This window comes from Kitasatospora sp. NPDC057015, from assembly GCF_042673745.1.
Classification (GTDB): Bacteria; Actinomycetota; Actinomycetes; order Streptomycetales; family Streptomycetaceae; genus Kitasatospora.
The window spans coordinates 233,303-248,169 of the sequence record NZ_JBHUSG010000009.1 but is presented as its reverse complement, the minus strand read 5'-3'; the positions used below and the strand labels follow the sequence as shown (position 1 = coordinate 248,169).

At 72.8% G+C, this 14,867-nt stretch carries 9 protein-coding genes and 1 rRNA gene; 3 read left to right on the top strand and 7 right to left on the bottom strand.

All coding sequences use genetic code 11. The annotated features are described in order from the left end of the window. From ACFTWP_RS12305 to ACFTWP_RS12285, 5 genes are all read right to left on the bottom strand, one after another. A 16S ribosomal RNA gene (locus ACFTWP_RS12305) occupies window positions 1–88 on the bottom strand; the annotation flags it as partial. Window positions 89–687: 599 nt separating this feature from the next. Further along, window positions 688–1,440: a nucleoside/nucleotide kinase family protein gene (locus ACFTWP_RS12300; RefSeq protein WP_380264406.1), complete on the bottom strand. Its 753-nt coding sequence runs from the start codon at window positions 1,438–1,440 to the stop codon at window positions 688–690. Between the two features lie 133 nt (window positions 1,441–1,573). Further along, window positions 1,574–2,608, bottom strand: coding sequence for an LD-carboxypeptidase (locus ACFTWP_RS12295; RefSeq protein WP_380264405.1), 1,035 nt, complete (start codon window positions 2,606–2,608; stop codon window positions 1,574–1,576). Window positions 2,609–2,663: 55 nt separating this feature from the next. Beyond that, the gene (trpS, locus tag ACFTWP_RS12290; protein ID WP_380264404.1) at window positions 2,664–3,767 is read right to left on the bottom strand and encodes a tryptophan--tRNA ligase; all 1,104 of its coding nucleotides are present in this window, start codon (window positions 3,765–3,767) and stop codon (window positions 2,664–2,666) included. Between the two features lie 278 nt (window positions 3,768–4,045). Continuing rightward, a complete protein-coding gene (locus ACFTWP_RS12285) occupies window positions 4,046–5,587 on the bottom strand; it encodes an APC family permease (RefSeq protein WP_380264422.1) in 1,542 nt (513 codons plus the stop codon). Between the two features lie 403 nt (window positions 5,588–5,990). Between ACFTWP_RS12285 and ACFTWP_RS12280 the strand changes: the two genes are divergently transcribed. Both ACFTWP_RS12280 and ACFTWP_RS12275 read left to right on the top strand, forming a co-directional pair. Continuing rightward, window positions 5,991–7,088 (top strand): ABC transporter substrate-binding protein, encoded by a 1,098-nt coding sequence (locus ACFTWP_RS12280; RefSeq protein WP_380264403.1) that lies wholly within the window; start codon window positions 5,991–5,993, stop codon window positions 7,086–7,088. Between the two features lie 258 nt (window positions 7,089–7,346). Further along, window positions 7,347–8,573 (top strand): hypothetical protein, encoded by a 1,227-nt coding sequence (locus ACFTWP_RS12275; protein WP_380264402.1) that lies wholly within the window; start codon window positions 7,347–7,349, stop codon window positions 8,571–8,573. 25 nt (window positions 8,574–8,598) lie between these two features. Here ACFTWP_RS12275 and ACFTWP_RS12270 read toward each other — a convergent pair whose 3' ends face one another. Further along, complete coding sequence (locus ACFTWP_RS12270) at window positions 8,599–9,201, bottom strand: NUDIX hydrolase (protein WP_380264401.1); 603 nt, start codon at window positions 9,199–9,201, stop codon at window positions 8,599–8,601. Window positions 9,202–9,368: 167 nt separating this feature from the next. Here ACFTWP_RS12270 and ACFTWP_RS12265 point away from each other — a divergent pair, with 167 nt between their 5' ends. After that, window positions 9,369–10,259, top strand: coding sequence for an ATP-grasp domain-containing protein (locus ACFTWP_RS12265; RefSeq protein WP_380264400.1), 891 nt, complete (start codon window positions 9,369–9,371; stop codon window positions 10,257–10,259). A 141-nt stretch (window positions 10,260–10,400) separates the two neighbouring features. Here ACFTWP_RS12265 and ACFTWP_RS12260 read toward each other — a convergent pair whose 3' ends face one another. Then, on the bottom strand, window positions 10,401–14,465 hold the full coding sequence (locus tag ACFTWP_RS12260) for an ABC transporter ATP-binding protein (protein ID WP_380264399.1): 4,065 nt from the start codon (window positions 14,463–14,465) through the stop codon (window positions 10,401–10,403). Between the last annotated feature and the right edge of the window lie 402 nt (window positions 14,466–14,867).

The window sequence follows — 14,867 nt, the reverse complement described above, 5'->3', positions numbered from 1 at the left end:
TCCACCCCGAAGGGCTTCACCGTTCGACTTGCATGTGTTAAGCACGCCGCCAGCGTTCGTCCTGAGCCAGGATCAAACTCTCCGTGAATGTCTGCCCGTAATCAGGCTGGCACTCGCGTTGAGCGGCACGGCAACCACCGGAATAGGGCGGCCCCGCGCACTGCGTCCTCGCTAGTGTTTTGTTACTAAAGGAATCTCCAACCCCGATCAAACGATCGAGGCCGGGGATGTCAACATATCTGGCGTTGACTTTTGGCACGCTGTTGAGTTCTCAAGGAACGGACACTTCCTTCGAGCCACTCTCGTGAACTCTCCGGGCGCTTCGTTCTTTCGTGTTTCCAGCTTATCAGACGTTCTCCGCTCCGTTTACCGGAGTTTCGCTTCCCTGACTCGCTTTCCTTCGGCCTTTCGGCACTCCCAGACTCTAGCAGAGTCCTTCGTGCTTCCCGGCCTCAGGAGGCTTTCACCGGGCCGACCTGACGGTCCGTCCGACGGCTCAAACTCTAGCCCAGCCCCGCCCCGAAAGGCGAATCCAAGCCAATCCACTAAACGCACACACGCCAATTAACCGCACGGGAATACGCCGAAGCGGAAAAGCCCATGACGATGCAGAGGAAGGTGTTTCGTGGAGTGGCCGCCCCGGGACCGTCCGCGCAGACTGCGTGTCCGGTGCTCCCTGTCGAGCGACTAGTCAACACTACGCGGACCGGCGGTCTGAGGCAAACGGGCCACCCGGACACTCCTGGTGCAGGTGTCACGTGCCGCCTTCACGTACTCGCCGTTCGGATGGTCGTTGGAGCTGACCCGATGCCGGGCGTCGGCCTCGGTCTGGCCCCCCGCCATGTGGCGCCGCACCAGGCGCTCGTCCCGGACCGCGTCGTCGGCGTCGACGTACCAGAGCTCGCGCAGCAGTCCGCGGGCCTCGGACCAGGGGGTCCCGGCCGTACCGAGGTAGTTGCCCTCGGTCACGACGAGACGGGTTCCCGGGGTGACCAGATGGCGGGCGGCCACCGGCTCGTCCAGCGCGCGATCGAAGTCGGGTCCGTAGATGTCGTGGAACCGGTCCTCGGCGACCCGGCGGAGCAGGGCCGCGTAGCCGCGCGCGTCGAACGTGTTCGGGGCCCCCTTGCGGGTCCGCAGGCCGAGACGGTCGAGCTGTGCGTTGGAGAGGTGGAATCCGTCCAGCGGCAGATAGGCCGCGGCAGCGGGCCCCTCGGTACGGCAGACCTCCGCGACCAGGTGGCGGGCGAGAGTCGACTTGCCCGCCCCGGGCGGGCCGGTGAGGCCGAGGATCACCCGGCCGGCTCCGCCGCTGCCGCGCATCAGTCCGAGGGCGTGCGCCGTCAGCTCGCGCGGATCGTCCAGGGGCGGCCGGGATTCCTGCTCCGCCGGCCGGGCCTGGGGTGCGGTCGTCCCGGTGTTCAGCGTGTCGTCGTACATGGGCGCACCCTACTCAGCGGGCCGACCCCGGCGCCGGGCAGCACGCTCTCCCGGTGCACGGGTCCGTGCAGGCGGCCGACCGGCGACCGCCCGACCGCCCGGCCGGGCGGTCGGGCGGTCGGGCCCGACGGGCTCAGCGGGGCACTCGGTGCGGGCGTTCCGCCAGGGCGGGCACTTCGAGGGTGAGGGCTCCGGCGTCCGCGTCCAGCAGGGCCGGTACGCCGAGCGGCACGGTGAGGCTGGAGGGGCCGTGGCCGAACCCGAGCTCCCAGAGCACCGGTACGCCGAGCGGTCCGAGGCGGTCGAGCATGACCTCCCGGACCCGGTCGGGCCGGCCGCACCCCTCCCAGGACCCGAGCGCCACGCCCGCCACACCGTCCAGTGCCCCCGAGCGCAGCAGCTGGGTGAGGATGCGGTCCAGCTGGTAGGGCTGCTCGTTGACGTCCTCCAGGACGAGGACGGCGCCGGCGAACGACGGCCGGGCGCCGGGCGTGCCCCGTTCGGCCGCCAGGACGGAGGCGCAGCCGCCGGCCGTGATCCCCCGCGCCCGGCCCGGTACCAGCGGGCCCGCGGTGGCCGAGGTCAGGACCGTCGTGGTCGCGGGCTGGAAGAGGGTGCGCCGCAGGTGCTCGGCGGTCGGGCCGTCCGTGAGGAAGGTCGCCGCGGACGCCATCGGCCCGTACAGGGTGCTGACGCCGAGGCGCTGGGCGAAGGCCTCGTGGAGCGAGCTGACGTCGCTGTAGCCGACCAGCACCTTGGGAGGGACGGCGCGCAGGGCCTCCCAGTCGAGCAGGTCGACCATCCGGTGCACGCCGTAGCCCCCGCGGGCGCAGATGACGGCGGACACGGCGGGGTCGAGCCAGGCGTTCTGGAGGTCGGCGGCCCGGTCCGCGTCGCGGCCCGCGAGGTGGCCGAGGCCCGGATGGCCGTCGAGGACGTGCGGTGCCACCTCGACCTCCAGCCCCCAGGAGCGCAGCACGGCGCAGCCGGCGGTGAGCCGCTCCGGCTCGACGGGGCTGCTGGGGGCGACCACGGCCACGCGGTCCCCGGGGAGGAGTTGCGGCGGACGGGTCAGTGCCCGCAGGGGGCCGGCCTGCGGGGGCGCCGGGTGCCGCGGCTGCGGCGCACGCGCCTGTTCGGCCGCGTGCTCGGGCGTGTGCTGAGGCATCGGCGTTCCTCCCCGGGTAGTGACGTTCGACTGACCAAGGTATGCCCGGCCGGGCTCAGGCCGATCCCACGGCTCCCATGGCGGCCCGTACCTCGGTCAGGGTCGCGTCGGCGACGGTGTTGGCCCGCTCGGCCCCGGTTCGCAGCACCCGGCGGATGTGTCCGCGGTCGGTGGCGAGCTCGGCGCGGCGGGCGCGGATCGGTCGCAGGTGCTCGTTGACCGCCTCGGTGACCGTGCGCTTGAGTGCGGCGGCGCCGCCGTCGCCGATCTCCTCGGCCACCTGCTCGGGCGTCCGGTCCTGGCAGAGCGCGGCGAGCAGGACCAGTGCGGCGACCCCGGGGCGGCCGGCCGGGTCGTAGGTGATCCGGCGCTCGGCGTCCGTCCGGGCGGCGCGCACGAGCCGGGCGGTCTCGTCCGCGTCCGCGGCCAGGGCGATCGCGTTGCCGCGGCTCTTGCTCATCTTGGTGCCGTCGGTACCGGGGAGCAGCGGCGCGGAGGAGAGGAGGGCCCGTGGCTGCGGGAAGATCCCCGCGCCGTAGCGCTCGTTGAAGCGGCGGGCGACGGTGCGCGCGACCTCCAGGTGCGGCAGCTGGTCCTGGCCCACGGGCACCAGGTCGGCCTTGCAGAACAGGATGTCGGCGGCCTGGTGGACGGGGTAGGTGAACATCAGGCCGCTGACGGCGGACTGGCGGGAGTGCGCGATCTCGTCCTTCACGGTGGGGTTGCGGTTGAGTTCGGCGACGGTGACCAGGCTGAGGAAGGGCAGCAGCAGCTGGTTGAGGGCCGGGACGGCGCTGTGCGCGAAGATCGTGGCCCGATCGGGGTCGAGGCCGGTCGCGAGGTAGTCGATCACCAGGTTCTCGGTGTGTTCGGCCAGGCGGTCGGCGATGTCGCGGTCGGTGATGACCTGGTAGTCCGCGACGACGACGAACAGTTCGGCGCCCTGTCGCTGGAGGCCGACGCGGTTGCGCAGGGTGCCGAAGTAGTGGCCCAGGTGCAGCGGCCCCGTCGGGCGGTCCCCGGTCAGGACGCGCCGGCCGGCCGGATCGCCGGGATCGGCCGCGGGCTGCGCGGAGCCGACGGGGGCGGGTACCGGGGCGGGGTGGGGGTGGTCGGCCTCGGGCGCGGCGGCTGCGTGGGTGGTGGCGGTGCTGGTCACGGGGTTCTCCTCCGGTGGTCGCCGGCCGTCCGGGGGCCGTCTGCACGGGAGGAAAAGCAGCAGGGCCGTCCGGACGGACGGCCCTGGTCGTGTCTGGGGTGGCCGTCCTAGGACGGCCACCAGCTCAGGCACGCGAAGCGCTTCATGGCGTCGAGCGTAGTGGAGGTACGGGCACTCGGCCAGGATCCGGCCGGGACCGGCCGGGGCGGATCCCGTCGAGGGCCAAGCCGATCGGGACCGGAGTCGTTCGGGACCGGGCGACGGGGCGCCCCGCGCCGTCAGTCCTCCACGACGAGGGCCGGGGTGTCCGTGCGGAGGGTCTCTCCGCGGAAGAACTCCGGCCGGTAGACGCTGTACCAGACCATCAGGACGGCGCCCAGTAGCAGGATGCCGACCCCGATGACGAAGACCGATCCCATGCCGAGCACCGCGCCGCCGCCGTAGCCGGTGTCCCAGGCGTCGGTGAGCGTCTTGAGGAAGACACCGGCGAGCAGCAGGCCGCCGAGCAGCGGGGCGAGGCCCTTGAGGACCAGGTCGCGCAGGCTGCGGCGCAGCTCGTGGCGGAAGTACCAGGTGCAGGCGAAGGCGGTGAGGGCGTAGTAGAAGCAGATCATCAGGCCGAGGGCCTTGATGGTGTCCTCGACCACGTGGTCACTGATCAGCGTCATGCCGACGTAGAAGCCGGCTGTGGCGATTCCGGCCGCGACGGTGGCGTAGCCGGGAGTGCGGTACCTGGGGTGGACGCTGCCGAAGCGCGGCGGTACGGCCCGGTAGGCGCTCATCGCGAGCAGCGTGCGGGCGACCGGGATGAAGGTGGTCTGCAGGCTCGCGGCCGCACTGGCGACGACGGCCAGGAAGAGCAGGATGCTCCAGGGCGAGCCGAGGACGGGCCGGGCCAGCGCCGCGAAGACGTTGTCGGCGGTCTCGGGGTTGCCCAGACCGGTGCCGCCGGCGCCGACCCCGGCGAACATCTGGGCGGCGACGGCGACCAGCAGGTACGAGGTGACCAGGGTGACCATCGAGATCATCGCGGCCCGGCCGGGGGTCTTGGCGCTGCCGAGCGTCTCCTCGTTCATGGTGAGGCAGGTGTCCCAGCCCCAGTACATGAAGATCGACAGGGACAGGCCGGCCGTGAAGGCGCTGAACGAGCCGACCTCCAGCGGGTTGAGCCAGCTCGGGGAGAAGCCGATGGAGTGCGGCAGGTCGCCGGCCACCGCCTTGGTGACGGCGATGCCGGAGAAGAGCAGCAGGACGGCCAGCTGGAGCCCGACCAGGCTGTACTGGAACCACTTGGTGGCGGTCATGCCCCGGTAGCTCATCGCCGTGGCGCCGGCGATCAGGGTGACGACGGTGAGCAGGTGCACCGCGGTGTTGTCGCCGAGTCCGGCGACGGCGTCGCTGCCGGTCATCTCGCCGAGCATCAGGTAGAGGAAGTCGGTCGCGACGCCCGCCAGGTTGGACAGCACGATGATGGTCGCGACGGTGAGGCCCCAGCCGGCCATCCAGCCGATCCGCGGGCCGAAGGCCTTCACCGTCCAGGTGAAGGAGGTGCCGCAGTCGGGGAAGGCCTTGTTGAGTTCCTTGTACGCGAAGGCGACGAGCAGCATCGGCAGGAAGCCGGCCAGGAACACCGCGGGCATCTGGACGCCCACGGCGGTGACGGTCGGACCGAGGGTCGCGGTGAGGCAGTAGACCGGGGCGACCGTGGAGACGCCGAGGACGACGCTGCTCAGCAGCCCGACGGAGTTGCCGCGTAGGCCCTTGTCCCCGGCCTGCCCCGGGGTCGCCCCCGGTCCGGGGAGGTCGCCGGTGGTGCCGATGACCTGGGTGCCTGTCGGGGAGGCGGGCGCCGTTGCCCGTCCGCTGCTGCCGTGCTCCGAGAGCTGTTGATCGACCACCTCGGCACCTTAAGTACGGGTTCGGGTTCTGTGTAGGGCCGGGCTGGGTGATCTCAGCCACCGTCTTCGATTCAAGCCATCGGATTGGACTTTTGCGCATGGATCCATGGATCATCGAGGTTAGATCCTTTGTTTCGAAGGATTTTTGGGGCCGTGATTTTTCCGTTATGCACTGGTTTGAGATGTTTTCTCCCAGGCGTGCAGAGCCGCCCACCGACCCCCTCCGAGCCATGAGATAGGTTTGCCTCACCTAACAAACCTCCTGGTGACCGCACGGCGACACCCCCGTCCGGCGACCACCGGCCGCCTCAGAAGGAGCGATCGCGTGGCCCCCACCACCACCGCCCGGACCACCTCCCGCACCACCCGGCGGAGGTTCCTCGCCGCCGGCCTCGGCGGTGGAGCCGTCCTCGGCCTCGGCTCCCTGCTGACCGCCTGTGGCAGTTCGGGCAGCCCGACGGGCGCCGGCGGCGCGAAGGCCTCCGGCGGGGCCTCCCCCGACCAGAAGTCGGTCAAGCAGGGCGGCGACGACTACGCCTCCGTGATCGAGCAGATGAAGGCCTTCGGCACCGACGCCGCCCCCGGCGTCTATCCGCGCACGATCAGGCACGCGCTCGGCGAGAGCGTCATCCCCGCCAGGCCGGTCCGGGTCGTCGTCCTCGACACCGGGGAGCTGGACAACGTCGTCTCGCTCGGCATCCAGCCCGTCGGCGTCGTCTACACCGACGGATCGAAGACCATGCCATCCTACCTCAAGGACAAGGTCGGCAGTCCGGCCAACGTCGGCACCATCAACAGCCTCAACCTGGAGGCCATCGCCGCCCTCAAGCCGGACCTGATCCTCGGCAGCCAGCTGCGCGCCCAGGACCAGTACGCCTCGCTGTCGAAGATCGCGCCGACCGTCTTCTCGATCCGCCCCGGCTATCCCTGGAAGGAGAACTTCGCACTCAACGCGAGTCCGTTCGGCCTGCAGGCGGAGGCGAAGGCGCTGCTGGCCGCGTACCAGGACGCGGCCACCGCGGTCGGGGCCAAGCTCGGTGACACGAAGCCCTCCGTCAGCCCGCTGCGCTTCATGCCGGGCAAGACCCGCCTCTACGCCGAGCTCTCCTTCATCGGCACCATCCTCACCGACATCCCGATCCCCCAGCCGAAGATCGAGCAGGTCAAGGAGCTCGCGGTCGAGATCAGCCCCGAGCAGATCGACAAGGCCGACGCCGACTGGATCTTCTACGGCGTCTACGGCACGCCCAGTTCGACCAACCAGGACGCCGTCCTGGGCGGTGCGCTGTGGAAGACCCTCGGCGCGGTGAAGTCCGGCCAGGCCCGACCGGTCTCGGACGAGACCTGGTTCCTCGGTCTGGGCGTGCTCGCCGCCAACGCCGTGCTGGCGGACCTGAAGGGCTTCGTCGCACCGGGGGCCTGAGCGCGAGCCGCGGGACGGGCTCCCGCAGGGTCCGGCCGGGTCCTGCGCACCGGGGAGTGCCCAGCGGTTCGGCGCCACCCCTTCGGGTGACACTCCCGGACCGGGATCCGAGGTCGTTCGGACAGGGGCGCACTCCGGTGGAACTGCCGACGGGGGGCCGGCGAGTCCGCATCGATCGGACGGGCCGGGGCGGTGGTCCCCCTTGGAGCTTGATCCCGGGGTGGGGCAGGATCATCCGAACCGCACCTCGGAGGGCCCGTGCCGATGACCCCGCTCGACCAGACCGCGTCCGACCGCCCGCAGCCCGCAGCCACCGCCGCGGGAGCGAGCGCCGAATGCTCCGTCGCCGCGGCCGCCGGCCCCGGTGGCGCCGCAACGACGGCCTCGGTCCCGCAGCCGCGCCTCGCCGCCGGACGGCGCCAGGAGCCGGCGAACGGCCGGGCGGACGGCCGGGCGGATCACCCGGTCGAGGACGGGACGGACGGCCGGGCGGAGAGCAGCGCTGAGGACAGTGCGGAGAACAGTGCGGAGGACGGCGCCGACAGCGGAGCGGCGCTGATTGCCGGCCCGTCCGCGGTCACGGCCCGCAACCTCCGGGCCGGCCTCGGTGTCCGGCTCCGGAGCGCGTACGAGCGCGGCGCGACGATCGCCGAGCTCTCCGTCGCCTGCCGCCGGACCGACGCCGAGACCCGTGAGCTGCTGCTGACCGCCGGTACGGACCTCTCCCCGGAAGTCCGGCGAAACCCGCGGGGCCCGCGGAACCCGGCCAACCCGGCCAACCCGGCGCAACGGTCCGCCGAGTCCACGGCACGGGCGGCCGGACCGGCGGGGCGGCCGCCGGCGGCCGGTGAACCGGCGCCGGAACCGGGCACGGCGGGCCGGCGGAACCTGCCCGCGCCGCCCGTACCGCCGGCCGGTCCGGCCTCCGGGTCGGCTCCGGCCGTCCCCCTCCCCAAGCGCCCTTCGCCGGCGCGCCGGTTGAGTCGTCTGCATCCTCGCGAAGGGCGGCCGGGCGACGTTCCTCAGCAGCGCTCGGCGTCCCTGCCCGACCGTTCCGCCGCAAGCACCGGTGCGCCCGACCCCACCTCACCTACCGGTCACACCGGGCTCACTGGTCCCACCGGTCCCGGAGCCTCGCAGACACCCTCCGAGACTCCGCTCGGCATCCTGATCGGTGGCACGCCCAACCTGCCCGAACCCGAGAACCGCCCGCGAGAACGCCGGTACGTCCGGGTGGACGCCCGACTGCTCCGGGCGGGCCGGGGCACCTGCCTGGTCGTCCTCCCGTCCTGGCGGTCCGCGATCGCCGTCTCCGTGCCGACCGAACAGCTGATCGCCGCGACCGGCCTGGGCTTCGAGCAGCTCCCGGACGCCGTGCTGTCGGTGTTCATCGATCCGGAGGCCCTGCACGACCGTGAACTCGGACTGCACGGCTGGCGTACCGGGCCGGCCAAACGCGGTGCCGCCCGCGCCCGGCGCAAGTGAGCCCCGGGGGAAGGCGTTCAGGCGTTCAGGTGTTCAGCGCGTCCGGGCTGTCCGGGCTGTCCGGGCTCGCTGGACCAGGTGAACTCCACTGACCCTTCGGGCCGTTCGGGACATAGCCCAGATCGACCGGTTCGACGACCGCGAGGGATCCGTCACCGGACGACCACGCCTCCCTCACCTTGGCCAGCAGGGAGGGAAGTTGGGGCGGCCAGAGGGCGTCGGCGCGCTCGTCGGCGAGCTCCTCCGGGGTCCACCAGCGCCAACCGAGGATGCCGTCCGCGACGTGGGCGGCGGTGACGTCGCCGACCGGTCCGCGTCGGGGGGCGAGGGTCAGGAAGATGTGCTCGTGCTGGCGGACGGGGATGCCGTGCCAGGTGAAGTCGTGCTCCCAGGTGCAGAGCAGGGGGCCCGGCTCCAGATCCGTCCAGCCGGTCTCCTCCCGCAGCTCGCGGTGCGCGCCCTCCCGGGGCGTCTCACCCGGCTCGATGCCGCCGCCGGGCGACGTCCAGTGCACGCCGACCTCGATGTTGTCGGAGCGGAGCAGGAAGACCGAGCCGTCCTGGCCGAGCACCACGGTTCGGGCCGCCTGCCGGGGAGTTCGCCTCCGGTGTCGCTTCAGAATTCGCATCGGCTCACCCTCGCAGAGGCTCCCGGAGGCGTCGAGCGCATTCCCGGGCGAAGCCGTGACCCGAGGCACCCGGGCGATCCGACGCCCGCAAGCCGGCCTTCACCCGAGACCGGTGCCGCGCGGCAAACCGACTGCCGGCCCGGGGCCGGTTCCGTACGCTGTGGCCCATGGCCGTACCCGTGATCCTCTTCCCCGCCGATCCGCTCGCCGCACGGCGGCCGGACCCGCACTTCGCCTGGGAGGCCCGCCTGCTCCGGGAGTTGGGCGGCGACCACGCCCTGGTGGACCACGACGCACTGCTGGCCGGGGACGCCGAGGCGGCCGTCCGCCGGGTGCCGGCCGGGATCGGACCGCTCTGGTACCGCGGCTGGATGATCCCGGGCGCGGTGTACGCACGCTTCGCCGCCGCCCTGGACGCCCGCGGCGGCGCGCTGCTCACCAGCCCCGCCGGCTACACCTCGGCCCATGAACTCCCGGGCTGGTACTCGGTCTTCGAAGGGGCGACACCGGCCAGCACCTGGATCCCGCTGGCCACGCCCGGCCAGGTGCCCACGGCCGCGGAGCTGGCGGCCGCCGCCGAACGGCTCGGCGGGACGGGCGCGGCGATCGTCAAGGACTACGTCAAGTCCCGCAAGCACGAGTGGGCGGAGGCCTGCTACGTGCCGGAACTCGCCGACCTGCCGGCGCTGGAACGGGTGGTGACCCGGTTCGTCGAGTTGCAGGACGACTTCCTCGCCGGCGGGGTGGTGCTGCGGCAGTTCGAGGACTTCGCGCGGACCCCGGACGGGCGGGCCGCGGAGGCACGGGTCTGGTGGCTGGACGGCGAGCCCGTCCTGGTCGGTCCGCATCCGGACACGCCCGGCCACGCCCCCGACCCCGATCTGACCGGGGTGCGCCCGCTGGTCCGGGCGCTCGGCTGCCGGTTCGTCACCACCGACCTCGCCCGGCGGGCGGGCGGCGCCGAGTGGCGGGTAGTCGAGGTCGGCGACGGCCAGGTCAGCGACCTGCCGTCGGGCGTGGACGCCGCGGCACTACTGGCGTCGCTGATCGCGGCCTGACCGACCGAGGAGTGCGGCCCGCCACCGCCCGGCCCGCTGTTGCGCCGGTCATCGGTTCCGCCGTCCCGGCGTCCCGCCGTCGCCACCTCCGTCGGGCGGTCGAGGCCGTCGCCGTGGGGTGTCGCCGACCGTCGCCGCCTCTCACCGTCCGCCGACGGGCTCCGGCGCGGGATGCCCGTCGGCGATGAACGCCCGCCAGAGACCGGCGTAGGTGCCGCCTCGTGCGAGCAGCTCGGTGTGGGTGCCGTCCTCGACGATCCGGCCGTGATCGAGGACGATCACCCGGTCGGCCCGCTCCGCGGTGGTCAGCCGGTGGGCGATGACCAGCGTGGTCCGGCCGCCGGCGAGGCGGTCGGCGGCATGGTTGACCGCGGCCTCGGTGGCCAGGTCGAGCGCGGCCGTGGCCTCGTCGAGGAGCAGCACGTCCGGGTCGACCAGCTCGGCCCGGGCCAGCGCGATGAGCTGGCGCTGGCCCGCCGAGAGGTTGCGCCCCCGGCCGGAGACCTCGTGGTCGTAGCCGTCGCGAAGAGCGGTGATCATCTTGTCGGCGCCGACCGCCCGGGCCGCGGCCCGCACCTCGGCGTCGGTGGCCGACGGCCGCCCGTACGCGATGGCCTCGCGCACCGTCCCCGCGAAGAGGTAGGCCTCCTGCGGGACGACTCCGAGCCGGTGCCGGTACTCGGCGAGGTCGTACCGGGTGATGTCGACGCCGTCGACGCGGACGGTGCCGCCGGTCGCGTCGTAGAACCGGGCGACCAGCTTCACCAGCGTCGACTTGCCGGCCCCGGTCTCGCCGACCAGCGCCACCGTCTGCCCCGCCGGAATGTGCAGGGTGACCCCGGAGAGCACCTCCGGGTTGCCCGCGCCACCGCCGTTGTAGGCGAACCCGACCCCGTCGAAGTCGATCTCGCCGCGCAGCCCGGTGACGGGCACCGGGTCCTCGGCGGGCGCCGTGTTGGTGGAGGTGCGCAGCAGTTCGCGGATCCGACCGAGGCCCACCGCCGCCTGCTGGTAGCCGTCGAAGACCTGCGAGAGCTGGTTCACGGGGGCGAAGAAGAGGTCGATGTAGAGCAGGTAGGCGACCAGTGCGCCGACGGTGAGCGTACCGGCGTCCACCCGGGCGGCGCCGGCGATCAGCACCAGGGCCGCCGCCACGCTGGAGAGGAACTGGACGAACGGGAAGTAGAGCGAGATGTACAACTGGGCCCGCACCCGGGCGTCCCGGTAGGCCAGGCCCCGGGCGACGAAGCGCGTGGTGTTGGTGTCCTCGCGGCGGAACGCCTGGACGATCCGCATGCCCGCGACGTTCTCCTGGAGATCGGCGTTGACCGTGCTGATCAGGTCGCGGGAGATCTCGTACTGGGCCTTGGACTTCCGGCGGAAGACCAGCGTCGCCACGATCAGGAACGGCAGCACCGCGAAGACCACCAGGGCCAGGCCGGCGTCGATGATCAGGAGCGCGGCGAAGATCCCGAAGAAGGTGAGCAGGCTGACCACGGCGGTGACGACGCCGGTCTGCAGGAAGCTGGTCAGCGAGTCGAGGTCGGTGGTCATGCGGGTGAGGATGCGGCCGGAGAGCTCGCGCTCGTAGTAGTCCAGGCCGAGCCGGTTGAGATGCGCGAAGATCTTGATCCGCAGGGTGTAGAGCACCCGCTCCCCGGTGCGGCCGCTGACCCGGTTCTCGCCGGCCTGGACCAGCCAGTCCAGACCGACCACGAGCAGGGCCGCGAGCGCGGCGGCCGTGACCCCGGCCATCGCCCCCTTGGTGACACCGTCGTCGATGCCGTGCCGGATCAGGATCGGGAGCACCAGACCCGCGCCCGCGTCCAGGGCCACCAGCACCAGGGCGACGGCGAGCGGGCGGCGGAACGGCGCGAGCATGCGGCGGAGGCTGAAGTCCGGATCGCCGGCCTCGGCCTCGGCGAGGGCGACAGCCGGGGTGTCGGTGGCGGGGGGCAGCGCGGCGACCTTGGCCAGCAGGTCGGGGCTCGCCGTCCGGGCCGCCTTCGCCAGGGCCTTGGTGGGCGGCGCGGCGGTGAACGGCGAGGCGGCGGGCGAGTCCTCGGCGGGAGCCGTACCGGCCGCGGGAGCGGCGGTCGCGGAAGTGGCGGCTGCGGGAGCCGTACCGGCCGCGGGATCGGCGGGATCGGCGTCGGCGGCGGGCAGGTCGGCGGCCGGTGCGGGGCTTCGGCCTGCCTCGGGGTCGGAGATCAGGGCGCGGTACCGGGGACATCGACCGTCGAGCTCGTGGTGGGTACCGATGTCGACCAGACGGCCCCCGTCCAGGACGGCGATCCGGTCCGCCAGCTGCAGCGTGGAACGGCGGTGCGCGATCAGCAGCGTCGTCCGGCCGGCCATCACCGAGCGCAGCGCGTCGTGGATCTCCGCCTCGATCTGCGGGTCGACGGCCGAGGTGGCGTCGTCGAGCAGCAGGATGCGCGGATCGGTCAGGATCGCCCGGGCGAGGGCGATGCGCTGCCGCTGGCCGCCGGAGAGGGTCAGCCCCTGCTCGCCGACCTTGGTCTCGTAGCCGTCGGGGAGCTCGCGGACGAACTCGTCCGCCTGGGCGATCCGCGCGGCGGCCTCGACCTGCTCGTCCGTCGCCTCCGGCCGCCCGTACGCGATGTTGGTCCGAACGCTCTCGGAGAACAGGAAGCTCTCCTCCGGGACGATGCCGACGGCCGCGCGCACCGAGTCCAGCGTGAGGTCCCGCAGGTCGTGACCGTACAGGCGGACGGCGCCGCCGGACGGGTCGTAGAACCGGGGGACGAGCTGCGCCACGGTGGACTTGCCCGACCCGGAGGAACCGACCAGCGCCAGGGTCTCGCCGGGCGCGAGCCGCAGGCTGAGCTGGTGCAGGACGGGCGTCGGGTGGGCCGGGTCGTAACGGAAGTCGACCCGGTCGAACTCCAGCGCCGGGGTGTCCGCCACGGTGTCGGCCTGACCGGCGCGGGCTGCGTCGACCCGGCCGGCCCGGGCGGCGTCGGCCGCGGCGGGGTGGGTCAGGTCCAGGGTGATCGCGTCCGGCCGCTCCCGGACCAGCGGGCGCTCGTCGATCAACTGCAGCACCCGCTCGACACCGGCCCGGGCCTGCTGGCCGACGGTGATGACCATGGTGAGCATCCGGACCGGGCCGGTCATCTGCGCGACGTAGGTGGAGAAGGCCACGAACGTACCCAGCGAGACCTTGCCCTCGACGGCCAGCCAGCCGCCGAGAGCCAGCACCGCGACCTGCGCGAGAGCCGGGATCGCCTGCATGGCGGGGTTGTAGCGGCTGGTCAGCCGGATCGAGCGGAGCCGGGCCGCGAACAGGTCGCGCGAGGCCGCCTCCAGCTTGCCCAGCTCCTGCGCCTCCTGCCCGAAGCCCTTCACCACCCGGACGCCGCCGACGGCCTCGTCGACCACGCCCGCCACGGCCGCGGCCTCCTGCTGCGCGGCCCAGGTCGCCGGGAACAGGCGCTTGCGGCTCAGCACCGACACCCACCACAGGGCGGGGCCCATCACCAGGGCGATCAGGGTGAGCGGCGGCGACAGCCAGAGCATGACGGCGAGGGACATCAGGAACATGACCACGTAGCCGGTCATCATCGGCATCATCGAGAGCAGGCCGTTGATCAACTGCAGGTCGGAGGTGGCGCGACCGACCACCTGGCCGGTGTCCAGCCGGTCCTGCCGGTGGCCGTCGAGCCGACCCAGCGAGCGGAAGAGGTCACTGCGCAGGTCGTGCTGCACGTCGAGGGCCAGCCGACCGCCGTAGTAGCGGCGGATCTGGGTGCAGACGAACACCAGCACGGCGGCGACCAGCAGGACCACCGCCCACGGAGCCAGGGAGCGGGTGTGGGCGGTGATCACGTCGTCGATGATCAACTTGGTGACCAGCGGCACGAGGGCCGTGACGGCCATCCCGACCAGCGAGGCGCCGAAGGACAGCAGCACGCTGCGACGGAAGCGCCAGCAGTAGCCGAGGAGTCGTCGCAGCCAGCCCTGGCCGGTCGGCTCGGCGCCCGTCGGATCCGGGCCGGCGCCCTGCGGGGCCGTGGCCGTGGCCGGGACGGGGGCCGCCGGAGGAGCTTGTCCCGCCGGAGCGTCCTGACCCGCCGCGGGGAGCTGGGCCACCGCGGCCGGGCCGGTCGAACCGGCGGCACGGCCGCCTCGCATGCCGCCGCCCCGGGGTAGCTCCGCCGTGGATCCGTGAGTGTCAGACATATTTAGGGATACTAACCATTCCGTCGCGTGACCGTCCAAGCAGATTCGGCCGGGTCCGGCGTTCCGGCAAGCCGAGGGGGCCCTTCGGGCCGACGGACGCACCAACAGTCGCCGGGCGCCGCTGATTCCTTCTCCGGCCTCCCACCAGCGTGATCGACGCACACCGGCGCCCGCACCAGCCCCGCGACCCCTTCCCGACAGCCCATGGTCCTAGGCCCCGGGGTCGTGTCTCGGGCGCGATCGCGGTCGCGAACTCGGACGGCAGCCTCGGTCCTCGGTCCCGGACGTCGGACGGACGGCAGACGGACGGACGGCAGGCGGGCAGCCGTCGATGGCGGAGGCAGGGGATCCGCGGAGGGGGGAGTGCGAGCGGGCGACGGGCGATCACGGCGGCGGCCGCAG